Source organism: Actinomadura sp. RB99, assembly GCF_014706005.1.
In the GTDB taxonomy this organism is placed as follows: Bacteria; Actinomycetota; Actinomycetes; order Streptosporangiales; family Streptosporangiaceae; genus Spirillospora.
The window spans coordinates 76,264-98,307 of sequence record NZ_JABMCA010000021.1 but is presented as its reverse complement, the minus strand read 5'-3'; the positions used below and the strand labels follow the sequence as shown (position 1 = coordinate 98,307).

Below are 22,044 nucleotides of genomic sequence, written 5' to 3'. Positions count from 1 at the left end.
CCACTACAGCTCGAACTCCTCGTAGTCGGCGCCGTCGCCGTCGACGACCAGGGCGAGCTGGGCGATGGTGGGCTTGTCGAACACCTCCGCGATCGGGACGTCGACCCCGAACGCCTCACGGATCCGGGAGATCAGCTGGATGGCGAGGAGCGAATGGCCCCCCAGGTCGAAGAAGTTGTCGTGCACGCCCACCCGGTCCTGGTTCAGGATCGCGGCCCAGATCCCGGCGAGTTCGGTCTCGGTCGGGCTGGACGGCTCGGCGCCGCCGGTGGCGGGACGCAGCCGGCCGTCCTGCGGGCCGGGCAGCGCCGCCTGGTCGAGCTTGCCGGTGGGGGTCAGCGGCACCGCCGGGATCTCGGTGAACAGCGCCGGGACCATGAACTCCGGAAGCCGTCCGCGCAGATGCTCGCGCAGCTCCTCCACGGTCGGCGGGCCGCCGGCGTCCGCGGCCACCAGGTAGGCGGCGAGGAGCCGCTCGCCGCCCTCGCCGCGGGCGACCACGACGGCCGAGCGCACCCGCGGGTGCGCGGTCAGGGCGGCTTCGACCTCCCCCGGCTCGATCCGGTGGCCGCGCACCTTCACCTGGCGGTCGGCCCGTCCCAGGAACTCCAGCACGCCGCCGGGCCGCCACCGCGCCCGGTCGCCGGTCCGGTAGACGCGGCCGCCGTCGGCGGCGACGGGATCGGCGACGAACCGCTCGGCGGTCAGGGCGGGCTGCCGGGCGTACCCGCGGGCGACCTGCGCGCCGCCGATGAACAGCTCGCCCACCACACCGGCGGGCACCGGGTTCAGGTCGGCGTCGAGCACGTACACCCGGGTGTTGGCGACCGGGGATCCGATCGGGACGGTTCCGCCGTCCAGATGCCCGGCCGACAGCCGCAGCGTGACCACGCCGATGGTGGTCTCGGTCGGCCCGTAGTGGTTCACGATGTCCCGGGCGCCCGCCGCCGCCAGCACGTCGGCGACCCAGGCGGCCGGGGCGCCCTCGCCGCCCAGCACCAGCGACCGCGCCGGAAGCAGCCGGGCGGGTCCGCCGTCCGAGGCCAGCGCGGCCAGGTGCGAGGGCACCGCCTTGAGCCCGTCGATGCCGTGCGCCCGGACGAACCAGGCCACCGCGGCGGGATCGGTGGCCGCGCCGGCGTCCATGACGTGCAGCGCCGCGCCGGCCACCAGGCTGGTGAAGATCACGGTGTTGCCGAGGTCGGTGACGGCCGGCTGCAGCAGCGCGTACCGGTGTCCCGGTTCGCCGAGCCCGGTCCGGCGGGGCGCCCAGCTCACATAGTTGACCAGCCCGCGATGGGTGACCTCCACGCCCTTGGGGGCGCCGGTGGAGCCGGAGGTGTAGATCACGTAGGCGAGCTGGTCCGGGTGGACCTCCACCCGCGGAGCGGGCGGGTCGCCGGCCAGTGCCGCCCGCACCGCCGGGCCGTCGATCTCGATCATGCGCGACCGGACCGCGGGCAGGTTCTCCAGCGTCTCGGCCGTGCCCACCACCATGCTGGCCTTGCTGGCGGCCAGCATGTGGCCCAGCCGGTCCGGCGGAAACTCGGGGTCGAGCGGCAGGTAGGCACCGCCGGCCTGCCACACCGCCAGCATCGCCACGATCATGTCGATGCCGCGGTCCAGGCACAGGCCGACCACGGTCTCGCGGCCGGCTCCGGCGTCGCGCAGGTAGCCGGCCAGCCCGGCCGCCCGGCCGGTCAGCCGCCGGTAGGTCAGCTGCCGGTCGCCGAACGCGACCGCCACCGCGTCCGGGCGCTCCCCGGCCCGCTCGGCGATCAGCTGGTGCAGCCCGCTCGCCGCGGGGACCGGAGCGGAGGTGTCGTTCCGCCCGCGCAGCAGCTGGTCGCGTTCGGCGTTGGACAGCAGCGGCAGCCGCGACAGCGGGGTGCCCGGGCGGGCCGCGACATCGGCCAGCAGGACGCCCAGGTTGCCCGCCATCCGGCGGATCGTGTCGGCGCCGAACAGCGCCGTGCTGTAGTGCAGCGCGCCGGTCAGGGAACCGCCGGGCTCCTCCCCCAGCATCAGCCGCAGGTCGAACTTGGCGACCATGCCGGCGGCGATGCCGTCGTCCGGCCGCGCCGCCCCTGCGCCGGGGCCGCCGTCACGGCCGGCGTCGCGGCGACCGGGTTCGGCGGTGAGCGCGACATAGTTGAGCAGCACCTGGAACAGCGGGGTGCGGGAGCGGTCCCGTTCGGTGACCAGCTCGTCGACGAGTTGCTCGAACGGCAGGTCCTGGTGGGCGTAAGCGTCCAGAGCGGTACCCCTGACCTGCTCCAGCAACTCGGCGAACGTCGGGTCGCCGGACAAGTCCGCCCGCATCACCAGCGTGTTCACGAAGAACCCGATCAGCCCCTCGGTCTCGGCCCGGTCCCGGTTCGCCACCGGAGTCCCCACGACCACGTCGTCCTGACCGGTGTACCTGCGCAGCAGGACCATGAAGGCCGTCAGGAGCGTCATGAACATCGTCGCGCCACCCGTACGGGCGACCGCGCGCAGGCCGCCGGTCACCTCGGCCGGCACGGTGAACCGGATGAACTCGCCCTCCGGGGACCGCACCGGCGGGCGGGGCCTGTCGGTCGGCAGGTCCAGCACCGGAACGCCGGCCAGCCGCTCCCGCCAGTAGGCCAGCTGGGAGTCCACCACCTCACCGGTCAGCCACCCCCGCTGCCACACCGCGTAGTCCGCGTACTGCACCGGCAGCGGCGGCAGCGGATCCGGCTCGCCGCGCCGGAACGCCTCGTACAGCGCACCCAGCTCGCGCCGCAGCACCGGCCCCGACCACTCGTCGAACGCCACATGGTGCACCGACACGGCCAGCAGATGCCGGTCCGCGGCGAGCCGCACCAGGCACGCCCGGAAGACCAGGCCGGCCGCCAGGTCGAACGGGTCGGACATTCCCTCGGCCAGCAGGTCCCGCGCCGCCGCGTCCGGCTCGGCGGCGCCCGAGACGTCCAGCACGGGCAGCGGCACCGGCACCGGCGGACCGGCCTCCTGGTACGGCACCCCGTCCGGCCCGGCGGCCAGCCGCGTCCGCAGGACGTCGTGCCTGCGGGCCACCGCGGACAGGGCCGCGCCGAGCGCCGCCACGTCCGGCTCGCCGCCCAGCAGCACCGGCATCGTGATGTTGTACTCGATCGAGCCGGGCTCCATCCGGTCCAGGAACCACAGCCGCTGCTGACCGAACGACAGCGGCGAGCGTCCTCCGTTCCGGGCGGGCACGAGCGGCGGCGCCACCGTGCGCCCGGCCATCGTCTCGACCGCCGCCGCCAGGCCCGCCACGGTCGGGTGGTCGAAGAGGACGGCCACCGGCACCTCGGCCCGGCACACCTCGCGCACCCGCGCGATCACCTGCATCGCCAGGAGCGAATGCCCGCCCAGTTCGAAGAAGTCGTCCTGCGCGCCGACCCGGTCCAGGCCGAGCACCTCCGCCCACACCCCGGCCAGCAGCTCCTCGGCCGGCGTGGCGGGCGGCACGTACGAGCCGGCCAGATCGGGACGCGACGCGTCCACGGGCGGCAGGGCGGCCCGGTCCAGCTTCTGGTTGGGGGTGAGGGGCAGCGACGACAGCTCCGTGAACACCGACGGGACCATGAAGTCGGGCAGCCGCCCGGCCAGGAACCGCCGCAGCTCGCCGGCGGCCGGCAGTCCCGCGGCCGGATCCGCGGGCACCAGCCAGGCGGCCAGCCGCGCCCCGGTCTGGGTCCCGAACGCGTCGACGACCGCCGAGGCCACCGCGGGATGCGCCGCGAGCGCCACCTCTACCTCGCCCGGTTCGATCCGGAATCCGCGCACCTTGAGCTGGTTGTCGGTCCGGCCGAGGATCTCCAGTACGCCGTCGGCCCGCCGCCGTACCCGGTCCCCGGTCCGGTACAGCCGCTCGCCGCGACCGGTGAACGGGTCGGCGACGAACCGCTCCGCGGTGAGAGGCGCGCGCCCGTGATAGCCGCGCGCGACCCCGGCACCGCCGATGAACAGCTCGCCCGCTACCCCCACCGGCACCGGATTCAGCTGCCCGTCGAGCACGTACACCCGGGTGTTCCAGATCGGCCGCCCGATCGCGACCACGCCCGTCGTCGGCGGTTCGCCCGCACCGATCGGGTGGTCGGTGCTGCCGACCGTGGTCTCGGTCGGGCCGTAGTGCGCCACCACCTCCACGCCGGGGTGGCGATCCCGCCACAGCTGGACGTCCTTGCCGCGCACCAGGTCCCCGCCGACCATCAGCTGCACCGAGGGAGAGCACTCGGCGGGCAGCTGCGTCAGCACGGTCAGCAGGGCGGGCGTCACCTTCACGAAGGTGTAGTCGCCCGCGCCCACCCGTTCCCTGAGCGCCGGCAGATCCTCGTCCAGCGCCGCCACGTGGACGCAGCCGCCCGCGGCCAGGGCCCCGTGCAGCGGCGTCACCACCGCGTCGAACGCGAGCGGCGCGTGCACCAGCGACAGCCCCCGCACTCCCGGGTACGCCTCCCGGCACCGCGCCACGTAGTTGAGCACCGAGCCGTGGCTGACCTGCACTCCCTTGGGCACGCCGGTCGACCCGGACGTATAGATCACGTACGCGAGCTGGTCCGGGTGGACCCGCGGCGCGTCCCCCGGCCGCGTCGCGGCGAGCCGGTCCGAGGTCGCCGGGTCGTCGAGCCACACGGTCACCGGCGGCAGCGCGTCCGCCGGCAGCACGGCCGCCGCGGACCGGTGCCCCACCAGCACCCGGGCACCGCTGTCGGTGACGAAGAACGACAGCCGCGCGGCGGGGTACGCGGGGTCCAGCGGGAGGTACGCCCCGCCCGCCTTCCAGACCGCCAGCACCGCCACGACCATGTCCGCGCCGGGTGTGAGGCACAGCGCGACGACGGTCTCCGTGCTCACGCCCGCCTCGCGCAGGTACCGTGCCAGCCGGTCCGACCGGTCTTCCAGCTCCGCGTACGTCAGCGACCCGTCGGCGGCCAACACCGCCGGCGCTTCCGGGGACTCGGCCGCGCGCACACTGACCAGTTCGTGGACGCCGCCGGCCCGCGGGAGCGGAACCGCCGTGTCGTTGGAGGTCACCAGGAGTTCCCGGCGCTCGGCCTCCGTCAGCAGCGGGAGATCGCTCACCCGCGCGTCAGGGTCGGCCGCCACCGCGCCCAGCAGGACCACCAGGTGGCCCGCCAGCCGGTCGACCGTGGCCGCGTCGTACAGCGCGGTGCTGTACTGGATCTCCCCGGTGAGCTCCGCTCCCCGGTCCACCGCCGTCAGCGTGAGGTCGAACTTCACCGCCCGCGCGTCGTGCCGCCCTGGGGCGCCGGAGCTGGCGCGGCGTGCCGCGGTGCCGGAGGCCGGGACGCCCTGCCCGCCGCCGGCGCCGGCCGGGCCTGCGGCCACGTAGTTGAACAGCACCTCGAACAACGGGGTGCGGGACCGGTCCCGCACGGTCACCAGCTCGTCCACGAGCTGCTCGAACGGCAGGTCCTGGTGCGCGTACGCACCGAGCGCGGCCTGCCGCACCCGGTCCAGCAGCTCGCCGAACGTGGGGTCCGCCGCGGTGCTGGCGCGCATCACCAGGGTGTTGACGAAGAACCCGATGAGGTCCTCGGTCTCGGGCCGGCCGCGGCCAGCGACCGGGGTCCCCACCACGATGTCGTCCCGGCCCGCATGCCGGCCGAGGACGGCCATGAACGCCGCCAGCAGCGTCATGAACATCGTCGCGCCGCTCTCGCGGGCCACCGCCCGCAGCCCCTCCGCGGTGGCCGCGGGGATGGCGAACCGGGTCACGGCGCCGGCGTTCGACCGCACCGGCGGACGCGGCCGGTCGGCCGGCAGTTCGAGCAGCGGGAGGTCCGCCAGCCGCTCCCGCCAGTAGGCGAGCTGGCCCTCCAGCACCTGCCCGGTCAGCCACCGGCGCTGCCACACCGCGTAGTCCGCGTACTGCACCCGCAGCGGCGGCAGCGGGTCCGGCTCACCCGCGCGCAGCGCCGCGTACAGCGCCTCCAGCTCGCGCCGGAAGATCGGCACCGACCACTCGTCGAAGACGACGTGGTGCATGCACAGCGCCAGCAGGTGCCGGTCCGCGCCCAGCCGGACCAGGCAGCCGCGCACCAGCGGCCCGGCCAGGTCGAACGGCGCCATGGCGCCGGCCTCCAGCAGGTCCGCCGCCGCACGCCGCGGATCGGCGGCGCCGGAGACGTCGACGACCGGGAGCGCGAACGGCGCCGGCGGGTCGACCACCTGGTACGGCACCCCGTCGTCGCCGGTCACCAGCCGGGTGCGGAGGACCTCGTGCCGCGCCGTCACGGCGGCCATCGCGGCCCCGAGCACCGCCACGTCGACGCCGCCGAACTCGACCGGGACCGCCAGCACGTACTCCGGGGACCCGGGCTCCAGCTGGCCGACGAACCACAGCCGCTGCTGCCCGAACGACAGCGGCAGCCGGCCGTCCCGGCCGACCGGCACGACCGGCGGCGCGGGCGCCTCCGCCCCGCCGCCGGTGATCACCTGGGCCAGCCCGGCCACCGTCGGGTGCTCGAACACCGCGGTCACCGGCACGTCGACCCCGAGCGCCGCGCCGATCCGGAAGGCGACGCGCGTCGCCAGCAGCGAATGGCCGCCGAGAGCGAAGAAGCCGTCCTGCGCGCCGACCCGGTCGACGCCGAGCACCTCGGCCCAGATCCCCGCGAGCAGCCGTTCCAGATCGCCGCGCGGCGCCACGTACGTACCGCCCGGCTCCGGGCGGGTCAGGTCCGGTGCGGGCAGCGCGGCCCGGTCCGCCTTCCCGCTGGGCGTCAGCGGCAGGGCGGACATCTCGGTGTAGACGGCCGGGATCATGAACTCCGGCAGCCGCGCGGCCGTGTGCGCGCGCAGCTCGCCGGCCGGGGGGATCCCGGCGGCGGCATCGGCCGGCACCAGCCACGCCCCCAGCCGCGCCTCCGCTCCCTGCCCGACCGGGGCCGCCACCGCCGCGGCCACGCCCGGATGGGCGGCCAGCACCGCCTCCACCTCACCCGGCTCGATCCGGAATCCCCGCACCTTCAGCTGCTCGTCCACCCGCCCGGCGAACTCCAGCACCCCGTCCGGCCGCCAGGCCGCCCGGTCCCCGGTCCGGTACAGCCGCGACCCGTCCGCCGCGAACGGGTCGGCGACGAACCGCCGCGCGGTGAGGGCCGGCTGCCCGCCGTAGCCGCGCGCCACGCCCGCGCCGCCGAGGAACAGCTCCCCGGTGACCCCGGCCGGCACCGGGCGCAGCCGCTCGTCGAGCACGTACGCCCGCACGTTGGCCACCGGGCGCCCGATCGGCACCGTCGCCCCGTCATCCGGGCCCGGCACCCCGGTGACGCACATGACGGTCGCCTCCGTCGGCCCGTAGCCGTTGACCAGCCGCAGGCCCTCGCGTCCCCACCGCCGCGCGACCTCGGTGTCGAACCGCTCGCCCGCGCCCACCAGCGTGCGCAGCCCGGGGAGGCCGTCCGGACCCAGCACCGACAGCAGCGACACCGGCAGCGTCGCCACGTCGACGCCGCCCGCCCGGATCAACCCGGCCAGCGCCCGCGGGTCGGACCGCTCCGCCGCCCCCGCGACCACCAGCGTCCCGCCGGCCGCGGGCGTCACCACCAGCTCCAGCACCGACCCGTCGAAACTGAACGACGCGAAGTGCAGCACCCGCGTGCCCGGGCCCGCGCCCAGCACGGGCCGCAGCGCCACGGCCAGGTTGACCAGGTTGCCGTGCGTCACCTGGACGCCCTTCGGGACGCCCGCCGACCCCGACGTGTAGATCATGTACGCGGCCGAGCCGGGCGCCACCGGCACCGGGGCCGGCTCCGCCGCGGCGCCGATCTCCCGCCGGACCGCCGGGTCGTCGAGCCAGACCGTCCGCACGCCGTCCAGCGCGGGCAGCCGGTCCCCGGCGACCGCGCGTTCGGCGAGCACCACCCGCGCCCCGCCGCCGGTCAGCATCAGTTCGAGCCGGTCGGCCGGATAGGCGGGGTCCATCGGCAGGTAGGCGAGCCCCGCCCGCCACACTCCCAGCACCGCCACGAAGGCGTCCGTGCCCCGCCCGGTGCACAGGCCCACGAGCGGTCCGGGACGCATGGCCAGCAGGTGGCCGGCGAGCCGCCCCGCCCGCTGCCACAGCGCCCGGTACGTCAGCGCCTCGCCGCCGGCCACGACCGCCACCGCGTCCGGGCACCGCGCCACCTGCGCCGCGACCAGCTCGTGCACCCCGCCCGCCTCGGGCAGCGCCGCGGCCGTGTCGTTCCAGCCGTGCAGCAGCCGATCCCGCTCGGCCGAGGTCAGCACCGGCAGGTCGCCGACCAGCCGCTCGCCGTCCGCGGCCACCGCGTCCAGCAGCACCTGGAACTGCCCCGCGAGCGCGTCGACGGCCGCATCGGCGAACCGGCCGCGGTCGTAGGAGAGCGTGATCGTGAGCTCCCGCCCGGAGTTGACGATCACGGCGAGCGGGTAGCTGATGTCCTGGCGGCCGGCGCTGCCACCGACCCGCAGGCCGCCGCCGCTCGCGGCGGCTCGCCGTCGCTGCAGCTCGCGGACCGGGTAGTTCTCGAACACGAACAGCGTGCGCACCAGCGGCCGCCCCGCCGGAACGTCGCTGCACTCCTGGATCCGCGTCAGCGGGAGATGCTCGAACCGCCGGGCCTGTACCTGGGCCTCCTGCAGCGTTTCGAGCCACTCCCCCACCGGAGCGGAGTGCTCTATCCGAACCCGGGCGGGCGTCGTGGTGATCAGCAGCCCGACCATCGACGACATCCCCGGTATCTGGTCGCCGCGCCCGGACGAGGTCACCCCGTACAGCACGTCGTCGGAGCCGGAGTACATCCCCAGCAGCAGTGCCCAGGCCCCCTGCACCACCGTGTTCATCGTCAGCCGCGAGCGCCGCGCGAACGCTTCCAGCCCGGACATGGCCTCGCCCGGCAAGCGCACCTGCACGTCCCGCCGCCCGTGCCGCCCGGTCGCCCGCTCGATGCCGAGCACCGGCGCCGCCGGCACCCCCGCCAGCCGGTCCCGCCAGAACCGCTCCGCGGCCTCGGTGTCCAGCTCCGACAGCCAGGCGACGTAGTCGCGGAACGGCCGGTGCTCCCGGATCGGCGGCGCCGTCCCCGCGCGCAGCGCGTCGTAGGCCTCCAGTACCTCTTCCAGCACGATCGGCAGGCTCCAGCCGTCCAGGACCAGGTGGTGCAGGCTGAGCACCAGCTGGGCCCGCCCCCGGCCCATGCGCAGCAGCGCCACCCGCACCAGCGACGGCGCGTCGAAGTCGGCGCCCCGCTCCCGGTCCGCCAGCAGGAACTCGTCGACCGCCCGCTCCTGCTCCGGACCGGTCAGGCCGGACAGGTCCACCTCGCGCCACGGCGGCTCCACCGCACGCGACACCACAAGCACCGGGTCGGCCAGCCCCCGCCACACGACGCCGGCGCGCAGCACCGCATGCCGTTCGAACGCGGTCCGCCACGCCTGCCGCAGCAGCTCCGCGTCCAGCTCGCCCTCCAGCAGCAGTCCCGTCTGCGACCAGTACATCCCCGCGTCGCCCGACAGCCGCGAGTCCAGCAGCAGCCCCTGCTGCAGCGGGGTCAGCGGGAAGATGTCCTCGATGTCCGTCGACACCGCGGCGGTGACCCGTTCCAGCGCCTCGGCGTCGAGGCCGGCCAGCGGGAAATCGGACGGGGTCCAGCCGCCGGCGCCCGGAGCGCAGCAGTGCTCGATCAGCTCGGTCAGCACCTCGATGTAGCGGTCGGCCAGGCGGCCGACGGTCGCGTGCCGATGAACCTGCGAGGAGTAGATCCACACCAGTTCCAGCACGCCATCGGTGATGCCCCCGGTGATGTCGATCAGGTAGGCGCGCGGTGCCCGCGGGGGCTGCTCCTGCCCGCGCGGCCCGCCGGCCGGACGGAACCGGCCGCCCGCCAGGCCCGCCCCGCTGCGGGCCGATCCGGACTGGCCCTGGTAGTTGAAGCTGACCTGGGCGCCGCTCGCCGGCACCGCACCGGCCACATGGTGCAGCAGCCCGTACCCGAGCCCGTGCCGGGGAACCGCCCGCAGGTGCTCCTTGGTCCGGCACAGCGCCGCGCCCAGGCCGTCCTGCGCCCCGGTCAGCGCGACGGGGTAGATGCTGGTGAACCAGCCCACCGTCCTGGACACGTCGAAGCCGGCCCCGACGTCCTCGCGGCCGTGGCCCTCCGCGTCCACCACCGAGGCCGGCGCGCCCGTCCACTCGTTGAGGACGATGCCCAGCGCGGTGAGCAGCACGTCGTTGATCTGCGTGCGGTAAGCGGCGGGGACCCGGTGCAGCAGCCGGGCGGTCCGGTCGGAGTCGAGCGCCACCCTGATCTGGCCGGCCGAGCCGACCGTGTTCGCGCCGTCGTGGTCGCGCGGCAACGGCCGGGCCGCGCCCGCGACGGCCGTCCAGTGCTCCGCCTCGGCCGCGACCTCCGCCGACGCCGCCAGCTCCGCCAGCCGCCGCGACCATGCCGGGAACGAGGTGGTCTTGGCCGGCAGCCGGACCGGCTCGCCCCGTTCGGCCTGCTCGTACGCGGCCGACAGGTCCGCCAGCACGATCGGCCACGACACGGCGTCGATCACCAGGTGGTGCGCCACCACCAGCAGCTGCTGCGGCCGGTCGCCGCGCTCGAACAGCACCAGCCGCAGCAGCGGGCCGTCCTCCAGCGCCAGGCCGGCCTGCGCCCGGGTGGCCGCCTCCGTCCGAGCGGCCTCCGTGCCGTCGTCGCCCAGGTCGGCCACCCAGACGAGGTCGGCGCTCTCGACGGCGGCCACCCGCGCCTGCCACCGCCCGTCGTGCGCGGTGAACCGCGACCGCAGCGCGTCGTGGTGGTCGGCCAGCGCCTCGGCCGCCACTTCGAGCAGCCTGCGGTCGATCCGCCCGCCGGTCGCCTCGAGCAGCCTGGACTGGTTGAGATGGGACGGCTCGGGCAGCTCCCAACCGAAGAACGCCCGCTGGACCGGGGACAGCGGGTACTCCCCGCCGATCCGGTCCTGCCCGGCGTCGGCCGCCTGCGCGCCTGCGGCGACCGCGGCCAGCTCCGCCACCGTCTGGTGGTCGAACATCTGCGCCGCGGTGACGTGCACCCCCACCTCCCGGGCCCGGGCCACCACCTGGATGCTGGTGATCGAGTCGCCGCCGAGGTCGAAGAAGTTGTCGGTCACGCCGACCCGCTCGGTCCGCAGCAGCTCGGCCCACACCTGCGCCAGCACCCGCTCGGTCTCCGTCCGCGGCGCGACGAACCGCCCCACCTCGGGCCGGTCCGTGCCGGGGGCCGGCAGCGCGGCGCGGTCCACCTTCCTGCTCGGCGTCAGCGGCAGCGACGCCAGCTCGGTGAACACCGCGGGGACCATGAACTCCGGCAGCCGCCGCCGGGTGAACTCGCGCAGCTCGGCGGTGCCGGGGACGCCGGTGGCCGGGTCCGCGGCCACCAGGTAGGCCGCCAGCCGCTGGTCGGCCTCCGGCCCGAAGGCGGTCACCGCCGCCGCCGACACGTCCGGGTGGGCCGCCAGGACCGCCTCGACCTCGCCGGGCTCGACCCGGAATCCGCGCACCTTGACCTGCTCGTCCGCGCGGCCGATGAACTCCAGGAGCCCGTCGGCCCGCCACCGGGCCCGGTCCCCGGTCCGGTACATCCGCGAGCCGTCCCCCGCGACGGGGCAGGCGACGAAGCGCTCCGCCGTCAGCGCGGGACGTCCGCCGTATCCGCGCGCCAGCCCGGTACCGGCCACGTACAGCTCGCCGGGGACCCCGGCCGGGACCGGGTTCAGCGTCGCGTCCAGCACGTACAGCCTGGTGTTGGCGATCGGCGACCCGATCGGCGGGGCGGGCGGGGGCTGCTGCGGTTCCGGGCCTTCCGGGCCTTCCGGGGTGCCGGTGTCGCACCGGGCGATCGTGGCGCAGACGCTCGTCTCGGTGGGGCCGTAGGCGTTGAACAGGCGCCTGCCGCGCCCCCAGGTCCGGGCGAGCTCCGCGTCGAGCCGCTCCCCCGCGGTGACCAGCGTGCCGACCCCGGCGAGGCCGTCCGGCGGCAGCGCCTCCAGCAGCGAGGGCGGCATCGTCGCGACGCCCACTCCGGCGCCGGCGATCAGGGCGGCCAGCCGGTCGGGTTCGGCGCGCTCCCCCGAGGTCGCGACCACCAGCCTCGCTCCCGTGGCCAGCGCCATCACCAGCTCCCAGACGGAGGCGTCGAAGCTGGCAGAGGCGAACTGCAGCACCACGTCGCCGCGATCCACGCCGAGCGCGCGCTGCTGTGCCATGGCGAGGTTGACCACGCCCTCGTGCGGCACCTGCACGGCCTTGGGCGTGCCGGTCGAGCCCGAGGTGTAGATGACGTACGCGAGCTGGCCCGGACGGACCGCGGCCGGCAGATCCGGCAGGTCCGGCAGGTCCGCGTCCGTCAGGTCCGCGTCCGGGTCGTCGAGCCACAGCGCCGCCCGCACCGCGGACGGCGCGTCTCCGGTATCCGCGACCAGGTCCGCCGCCGCCCGGCGTTCCCCGATCAGCACCCGTGCCCCGCTGTCGGTGAGCATGAACCGCAGGCGTTCGGGCGGGTACTCCGGGTCCAGCGGCAGGTAGGCGCCGCCCGCCTGCCACACCGCGAGGATCGCGACGATCAGGGAGACGTCGCGGCCGAGAGCGAGGCCGACCACCGTGCCCGGTCCCGTTCCGGCGTCCCGCAGCAGCGCCGCCAGCCGCCCCGCGCGCGCCATCAGCCCGCCGTAGGTCAGGCAGCTCTCACCGGCCACCACCGCCACCGCGTCCGGGTGCTGCCGCGCGCGCGCCGCGATCAGCTCGTGGATGCTCGTCTCGGCGGGCGCCGCGACCGTGGAGTCGTTCCACTGCCGGACCAGCACGTCCCGCTCGCTCGCCGTCAGCAACGGCAGGGCGCTGATGTGCCGGTCCGCGTCGGCGGCGACGGCCTCCAGCAGGGTGGTCATGTGCCGGGCCATCCGCTGCATCCTGGACGCGTCGAAAAGCGCGGTGCTGTAGTGCATCGACCCCATCAGGCCGGCCGGGGAGTCGGCCACCGTGACCACCAGGTCGGCGCGCACCGGCAGCGCCTCCTCCGCGGTCCCGCCCGGGTGCGCGGTGTCCAGTCGCAGCCGCGCCCCTGTACCGGTGACGTCGTCGTCGGGGCGTGCGTCGGCGTAGCTGAACGCGACCTGGAACAGCGGCGTCCTCGACCGGTCCCGCGCGGTCACGAGGGCGTCCACCAGCTGCTCGAACGGGAGGTCCTGGTGCGCGTACGCGTCGAGGGCCGCGGACCGCACCCGGGCGAGCAGCTCGGTGAACGCCGGGTCCCCCGACAGGTCGGTCCGCAGGACCAGGTCGTTCACGAAGAACCCGATGAGGTCCTCGGTCTCGGCGCGGTTCCGGTTGGCCACCGGCGTGCCCACGAGCACGTCGTTCTGCCCCGAGTACCGGCCGAGCAGCACCGCGAACGCCGACAGCAGCGTCATGAACATCGTCGCGCCGCCCTCGCGCGCGACCTCCTGCAGCCGCCGCGTCGCCGCGGCCGGGACGGCGAAGCTCGCGAAGGCGGCGGCCGTCGAGCGGACCGGCGGGCGGGGCCGGTCCGCCGGAAGGTCCAGTTCCGGCGCCCCGGCGAGCCGGTCGCGCCAGTACGACAGCTGCCCGTCGAGCACCTCGCCGGTCAGCCACCCCCGCTGCCAGACGGCGAAGTCGGCGTACTGCACGGCGAGCGGCGGCAGCGGATCCGGCCGGCCGTCGCGCAGCGCCCGGTACAGCACGCCGAGCTCGCGCCGCAGGATCTCCGCCGACCACTCGTCGGAGACGATGTGATGCACCGCCAGGGCCAGCAGGTGGTGCTCCCGGTTCACCCGGATCAGGCAGCCGCGGACCAGCGGGCCCGCCGCCAGGTCGAACGGCGTCATCGCGGCGGCGACCATCAGGCGGTGCGCCGCCGCCGCGGGGTCGGCGGCCCCCGTCACGTCGGCGACCGGCAGCGGGAACGGCGCGGGCGGGTCGACCACCTGGCCGGGGACGCCGTCCGAGCCGGCGACCAGCCGGGACCGCAGCACCTCGTGCCGCCGGACCAGCGCGGTCAGTGCGGCCTCCAGCGCCCGGACGTCCAGCTCGCCGCCGAGCGGGATCGGCATCCGCACGTTGTACTCCACCGACCCCGGCTCGACCTGGTCCATGAACCAGAGCCGCTGCTGCGCGAACGAGAGGGGCAGCGGCCCGGTCCGGGGCACCGGGACCACCGGCGGGGCCGCCGCGCCGGCGGCGGTCTGCTCGATCACCGCGGCCAGGTCCCGCAGCCTCGGCTGGTCGAACAGCGCCGCGAGGGGGATCTCCACCCCGAACACCTCGCGCACCCGCGAGGCCACCCGGGTGGCCAGGAGGGAATGGCCGCCCAGCTCGAAGAAGTGGTCGTCCGCGCCGACGCGCTCGGTGCCCAGCACCTGCGCCCAGATCCCCGCCAGCAGTTCCTGGGCGGGTGTCGACGGGGCCACGAACACCCCGAGGTCCACCCGGTCCGACTCGGGGACGGGCAGCGCCGACCGGTCCAGCTTCCCGTTCGGCGTCAGCGGGAGCGAGGCCAGCTCGACGAAGACCGACGGGACCATGAACTCCGGCAGCCGCCGCCCGGCGAACTCCCTCGCCTGCGCCAGGACGGCCGCCCGGCTGCCCAGCGGCCGGCTGGCATGGGTCGCGAGCGCCGGGGAGCCGTCCGCCGCCGGAAGGTAGCAGGGTGCCGCCCGGCCCGCGTCCGGACCGGTGAACACCACGTCGAAGCGGCCGTCGTCGGCGCCGGACGACCAGGTGACCGCCACCTGGTAGCCGGCCTCGGCTCCCAGCGCGTAGAAGTCCTCGGGGTCGGCGCCCGGCACCGCCTCCTCGGCCTCCCCGCCGTCCAGGGCGCGGACGGCGGCGAGGTCGGCGGCGAGCCGGTCGTTCGGTACCCCGCTGATCCGCAGGAACCGCGGGTGCCGCCGGGCCAGGTAGTCTCCGACCGCGGCCGGGGCCGCCAGCAGGTTCCACGGCAGGCACGGCACCTCGGGCTCCGCCTCGTCCGGCGCCGGTCCGCCGGTCTCGAGCGCGGGGGCCTGCTTGGTGAGGACCACGTCGTACCGGTAGCGGCTCAGCTCGTTGCGGAACCGCCCGCGCTTCAGCAGGACGTCGATCCGGTCGATGCCGGGCAGCCCGCGCGCGGCCGCGGCGAAGAACTCCGGGTCGACGAGCAGTTCCTTCTCCCGGGCGATGCTCCGCTCGGCCGCGGCGCGGACCACCACGGGGTCGTCACCGCGGCCGCGCTCGATCGCCGTGTGGAACAGCCGCAGCAGGCGAAGGTTGCGGACGTCGCCGAGGAAGACCGCCCCGCCCGGCCGCAGCAGCCCCAGGGCCTTGCCGAGCACCTCGGTCAGGTACTCGGCGCTCGGGAAGTACTGCACGACCGAGTTGACGACGATCGTGTCGAAGTAGCCGGCCGGCAGGCCGCCGACGTCGTGCGCGGCCTGGGCGCGCAGCTCCACCCGCCCCGCGAGCCGCGGGTCGGCCTCCACGTTCGCGCGCAGCAGGTCGATGGCCTCGGCGGAGAAGTCCGTCCCCCAGTACGTCTCGCACCGCGGCGCCAGCCGGGCCAGGATGAGCCCGCTGCCCGCACCGATCTCCAGCACCCGCCGCGGGCCGAGCGACAGGATCCGCTCCACCGCCGCCTCGCGCCACTCCGCCATCTCCTCGACCGGGATGGCCGCGCCGTCATAGGAGCTGTTCCAGCCGGTGAAGTCCTCGCCGAACTCCTGGTCCTTGGTGCCGGCGTACAGGTCGTCGTAGATCTGCCGCCACTCACCGACCTGCCGGCCCTCCGCGGACCTGTCCCGGTCCTCGTCCGCCTCCGCGGCGCCCGGCACCAGGTACGCCACCAGCCGCCGGTCGCCCGGCCGGTCCTCCCGGGCGACGACGACCGCCCGCGCCACTCCCGGGCACTCCGCGAGGACCGCTTCGACCTCGGCCGGCTCGATCCGGAACCCGCGCACCTTGAGCTGCTCGTCGGCGCGGCCGACGAACTCCAGCACCCCGTCGGCGCGCCAGCGCACCAGGTCACCGGTCCGGTACATGCGCGACCCGCCGCCGGTGAACGGGTCGGCGACGAACCGCCCGGCGGTCAGCGCCGGGCGGCCGCCGTACCCGCGGGCCAGGCCGTCGCCGGCGATGTACAGCTCGCCCGCCACCCCGGCCGGGACCGGGTTCAGGGAGCCGTCCAGCACGAACAGCCGGGCGTTCCACACCGGCCGCCCGATCGGCGGCGCGCCGCCGTCGGGTTCGAGCGGATCGCTGATCGTGCCGCAGACCGTGACCTCGGTCGGCCCGTACGCGTTGACCATCCGGCGGCCGGGCGCCCACCGCGCCACGGCCTCCGCCGGGCACGCCTCGCCGCCCACGATCAGGGTGCGGAAGATGGTCGGGGACACCACCGGCACCCCCGCCAGCGCGGCCGGCGGGATCAGCGCGAGGCTCACCCCCCGCTCCTCCAGCGTCCTGGCCAGCACCTCGCCGATCAGGCGCACGCCCGGGGCGAGCACCAGCGTGCCGCCGGACAGCAGCGCCATGCAGAGCTCCCAGAACGCGGCGTCGAAGCTCAGCGAGGCCAGCTGGAGGACCCGGTCGCGCCCGTCGAGCCGGAGCTGCTCCTCGCTCACCCCCGCCAGGCCGGCGATCCCGGTGTGCGTCACCACCACGGCCTTCGGCAGCCCGGTGGACCCGGACGTGTAGATCAGGTAGGCGGGGGACGCGGGCAGCAGCGGTCCCCGGCGGTCGCCGCGCCCCAGGTCCGTCCCGGCCAGCCCGGCCACCTGCCGGACGACCTCGGGGTCGTCCACCACGATGTGCGCGGTGCCCGCGCCCCCGCCGGCGGCCGTGTCGGGGGCCGTGTCGGGGGCCGTCGCGGCACCGGTGACGACGAACTTCGGCTTGGCGTCGGCCAGCATGAACGCCACCCGCTCGGCCGGATATCCCGGGTCGACGGGCAGGAAGGCCGCGCCGGCCTTCACGATGGCGAGCACGGCGGTGACCATGCTCACGTCCCGGTCCAGGGCGACCGCGACGACGTCCTCCGACCCCGCGCCGGCTCGCACGAGGTGGCGCGCGAGCCGGTTCGCGTCCGCGTTCAGCCGGGCGTAGGTGAGCTGGACGTCCCCGCAGGAGACGGCCGTCGCGTCCGGGGTCCTCGCCACCTGCGCCTCGAACAGGTCCGGCAGCGTGTCCGCGGCCACGGGTGCGACGCCCTGGTTCCAGCCGGACACGAGTTGCGCGCGCTCGCCGGCGGCCAGGACCTGGATCTGGTGGACCCGCGTGTCCGGACGGGCCGCCACCGCTTCGAGGACCCGCATCAGGCGCCCCGCGACGGCCTGGACCGTCGGCTCGTCGAACAGGTCGCACGCGTACTGCAGATGGCCCGCGAGTCCCGCGGGCCTGCCCGCGTCGTCGAACTCCTCCGCGAGGAACAGCGTCAGGTCGAACTTCGCGGCACCGACCCCGGCCGGGTACGGCTCGGTGTCCAGCCCGGCGAACCCCTGCTCCGCCCCGGTCGGCGGGACGTTGCGGAACGCCAGCATCACCTGGATCAGCGGGATCCGGGACAGGTACCTGGCCGGGTTCAGCACCTCGACCAGGTACTCGAACGGGATGTCCTGGTGGGCGAACGCGCCCAGGTTCACCTCGCGGACGCGGGCCAGCAGCTCGCCGAACTCCGGGTCCCCGGACGTGTCGGCGCGCAGCACCAGCGTGTTGACGAAGAACCCGACCAGGTCGTCCAGCGACTCGTCGGTGCGGCCCGCGATCGGCGAGCCCACCGGCACGTCCGTGCCCGCGCCGAGCCGGGTGAGCAGCGCCGCCAGGCCGGCCTGCACCACCATGAACATCGTGACCCCGTGGGTCCGCGCCAGCTCCGCGAGCGTGGCGTGCAGGCGCGCGCCGCCGCGTACCGGCACCGCCGCGCCCCGGTGCGACCCGATCTGGGGATGCGGCCGGTCGGCCGGCAGTTCGATCTGTTCCGGCAGCCCCGCCAGCGAGGTCATCCAGTACGACAGCTGGGCCGCCGCCGCCGACTCCTGGTCCTCGACGCTCCCCAGCATCTCCCGCTGCCACAGCGTGTAGTCGGCGTACTGCACCGGCAACGGCGCCCACTCCGGCTCCCGCCCGTCGCGCCGCGCGGCGTAGGCCATCGACAGGTCGCGCCCCAGCGGCCCCATCGACCAGCCGTCGGACGCGATGTGATGGACGACGAGCACCAGCACGTGCTCGCGCGGGCTCACCGCGAGCAGCACCGCCCGCACGGGCGGTTCGACCGAGAGGTCGAACCGGTACCGGCTGACCTCGGCGACGGCGGCGGGCAGCTCCTCCGGGCCCACCCGCCGCACGGACAGCAGGTCCGCCGCGGCTTCGGGAGGAAGCACCCGCTGCCAGGCGACTCCGTCGTCCACCGGGAAGGTGGTCCGCAGGCTCTCGTGCCGGGCCACCAGGTCCGCGAGCGCCGCGGCGAGCGCCGCCCGGTCCAGTTCGCCGGACAGCCGCATCGCCACCGGCACGTTGTAGGTCTCGCTCGGCCCCTCGAGCTGCGCCAGGAACCAGAGCCGCTGCTGGGCGAACGACAGCGGCACCCGGTCGGGGCGGCGCCGCGGCCGGAGCGCCGCCCGCGCCGTGCCCGCGCCGTCCAGCTGGAGCGCCAGCCCGGCGGGGGTGGGGCTGTTGAACAGCGTCCGGACGCCGAGCTCCGCGCCGAGGGCCGACCGGATCCTGCTCATCAGCCTCGTCGCGAGCAGCGAGTGGCCGCCGAGCGCGAAGAAGTCGTCCTCGGGCCCGGCCGCCGGAACGCCGAGGACATCGGCGAAGAGGCCGCACAGGATCTCCTCCTGCACGGTCCGCGGCTCCCGCCCGCCGGACACCGGGGCCTCGGGCGCCGGGAGCGCCGCACGGTCCACCTTTCCGGCCGGCGACAGCGGGAAGGCCGCGAGCCCGGTGTAGACCGAGGGGATCATGTAGTCCGGTAACCGCTCGGCGGCGAAGGCGCGCAGTTCCGCGTCCGGCGGAAGGCCGGCGCCGTCCCCGGCCGGGACCAGCCAGGCCGCGAGCCGCGCCCGAGCATCCTCGCCGGTGACCGCCACCACCGCGGCCGCCACCGCCGGATGGGCGGCCAGCACCGCCTCCACCTCGCCGGGCTCGACCCGGAACCCGCGGAGTTTCACCTGCTGGTCGATCCGGCCCCAGAATTCCAGCCGCCCGTCGGCGCGCCACCGCACCAGGTCCCCGGTCCGGTAGAGCCGGGACCCGTCGGCGGCGAACGGGTCCGCGACGAACCGCCCCGCCGTCAGCGACGGCCGGTCATGGTAGCCGCGGGCGACCCCGTGCCCGGCGATCAGCAGCTCGCCCTGGACCCCCACCGGTACCGGGTTCAGCCGCGGGTCCACGACGTACACCCGCGTGTTGTCCACCGGGCCGCCCAGCGTCACGTCCGCCGGGTCGTCGATCCGCCTGCACGTCGACCAGATGGTGGTCTCCGTCGGCCCGTACATGTTCCACAGCTCCGCCGTGCGGTCCAGGATCTGCCCGGCGAGCTCCGCCGGGAGCGCCTCGCCGCCGCACAGCGCGCGCAGGCCGGGTGCGCCGGGCCAGCCGTCGTCGACCAGCATCCGCCAGGTGGCGGGGGTGGCCTGGAGCACCGTGACCGCCCGCCGCCCGATCTCCGCCGCCAGCTCCCCGGGCGCCGCGGCGGCCCGGCTGCTCGCGATCGCCAGCCGCGCTCCGGTCAGCAGCGGGAGCCAGATCTCCAGGCCGGCGATGTCGAACCCGGCGGTGGTCACCGCGAGCAGCACGTCGGAGCCGTCCACCCCCGGGCGCCGGCTCATCGAGGCCAGGAGGTTGTGCAGGCTCCGGTGCTCGACCACGACGCCCTTGGGCCGCCCGGTCGAGCCCGACGTGTAGATCATGTAGGCGGGCCGCCCGGGCCGCGACGGAGGCGCGGGCGCGATCGGCGCCGCGGCCGTCGCCGCCCGCACCGCGGGATCGTCAAGCCAGAGCGGCCGGGTCCCGTCCGGCAGGTCGCCGTCGGCCGGCAGCGCCGCCGCGGCCGCGCGGTCCGCGACCAGCACCGCCGCACGGCTGTCGGCCAGCATGAACGCCAGGCGTTCCGCCGGGTGGTCGGGATCCAGCGGCAGATAGGCGGCGCCGGCACGCCAGATGGCCAGCATCGCCACGACGAGGTCGATGCCCCGCGGGAGGCACAGCGCCACCACGGTGCCCGGCCCGGCGCCCGCCTCGCGCAGGCGCGAGGCGAGCCGGCCGGCCCGTTCGGCCAGCGCCGCGCGGGTCAGCGAGGAGTCCCCGGAGACCACCGCGACCGCGTCCGGGTCCTGCGCCGCGCGCTCCGCGATCGCTTCGGGCGTCCCGACCGGCTCGGGCGCGGCCACCGCGGTGTCGTTCCACTCCCGGACGACCTGCTCCCGCTCACCGGACGACAGCATCGGCAGCCCGCTCGCGCGGGCGCCGGGCGCGCGGCCGACGGCGTCCAAGAGCGCGGTCAGGTGCCGGGTCATCCGCTGCATCCGGGCGGAGTCGAACAGCGCCGTACTGTAATGGAACGACCCGGCAAGGCCGTCGCCGCGCGGGGCCAGCATCACCGACAGGTCGTACTTCACCGGCTGCGGTCCGGCCGGCTCAGCCGATTCAGCGGGTCCGGCCGGCTCGGCCGGCTCGGCCGCCCTGAGCCCCTCGGGTCCCTCGCCCGATTCCGGGCCGCCCGGTCCCGCGTCGGCCGCCTCGGCCAGGTAGCTGAAGAAGACCTGGAAAAGCGGGGTGCGGGACGGGTCGCGCTCGGTGACCAGCTCGTCGACGAGCTTCTCGAACGGCAGGTCCTGATGGTCGTAGGCGTCCCGGGCCAGCTCCCGCACCCGGCCCAGCAGTTCCCGGAACGACGGGTCCCCGGTCAGGTCGAGGCGCATCACCAGGTTGTTGACGAAGAACCCGATCATCTCTTCGGTGCCGGCGCGATTGCGGTTGATCAGCGGCGTGCCGACGACGACGTCGTCCTGACCGGTGTAGCGCGCCAGCAGCATCCCGAAGGCGGCCAGCAGCGCCATGAACATGGTGGCGCCGGTCTCGTCCGCGACCTCGCGCAGGGCGGCCGCGGTCTCCGCCCCGACCGTGAACTCCGCGACGGCCCCGTCGGCCGAGCGCACCGGTGGACGCGGCCGGTCCGCGGGCAGCGCGAGCTCCGGCGCCCCGTCCAGCTTCCGCCGCCAGTAGTCGAGCTGCCCGTCCAGCACCTCGCCGGAGACCCACTGCCGCTGCCAGAGCGCGAAGTCGGCGTACTGCGCCGGAAGCGGGGGCAGCGGGTCGGGCCGGCCCGTGCGGAAAGCCTGGTAGAGCGCCAGCAGCTCGCGGCGGAAGATCCGTCCCGACCACTCGTCGAAGACCACGTGGTGCGCGGTCACGATCAGCACGCACTCGGCGTCCCCGATCCAGACCAGGCAGGCGCGCAGCAGCGGTCCCGCCGCCAGGTCGAACGGCGTCAGCCGGGCGGCCGCCATCAGGCGCCGCGCGGTACCGGCCGGGTCCTGCGCCCCGGAGACGTCGACGACCGGGAGCGCCAGTGCCTCCGGCGCGCCGACCACCTGGTGCGCCGTCCCGTCGGACCCCGCCACCAGCCGCGTCCGCAGCACCTCGTGCCGCCGGATGATCGCGCTCAGCGCCCCGCCCAGGGCCCGGACGTCGACCGCGTCGCGCAGCGGCACCGCCATCGGCACGACGTACTCCACCGAGCCCGGCTCCAGCCGGTCGAGAAACCACAGTCGCTGCTGCCCGAAGGACAGCGGGAGCGGCCCGTCCGGGCGCGGCTCCCATTCCTGAGGCGAGACCTGCTTCCCTCGCAGCCGTAGCTTCAGCAATTGACGCCGTGCCTCGGAATGCATCAACTGTCCTTCCTTGCCGCGGCTGCACACTGGGCCGCTGCGGACCATATCGACGGGCAGCGACGCTCGCTCGCTTGCAGTAGCGAAACCGATTCCGGTCTGTGCGGTATCCGTTCCGGCAGGTCATAGTGCCAT

The 22,044-nt window shown here is 75.6% G+C and carries 1 protein-coding gene; it reads right to left on the bottom strand.

The genetic code is table 11. The features are described 5' to 3' along the window. Nucleotides 1–3: 3 nt before the first annotated feature. Entirely contained in the window at nucleotides 4–21,909 is a 21,906-nt protein-coding gene (locus amrb99_RS20405) for a non-ribosomal peptide synthase/polyketide synthase (protein WP_190858222.1), read from the bottom strand. Between the last annotated feature and the right edge of the window lie 135 nt (nucleotides 21,910–22,044).

Coding starts and splice junctions, on each gene's coding strand:
- amrb99_RS20405 (WP_190858222.1), bottom strand. CDS start 21,909: ATGCATTCCGAGGCACGGCGTCAATTGCTGAAGCTACGGCTGCGAGGG.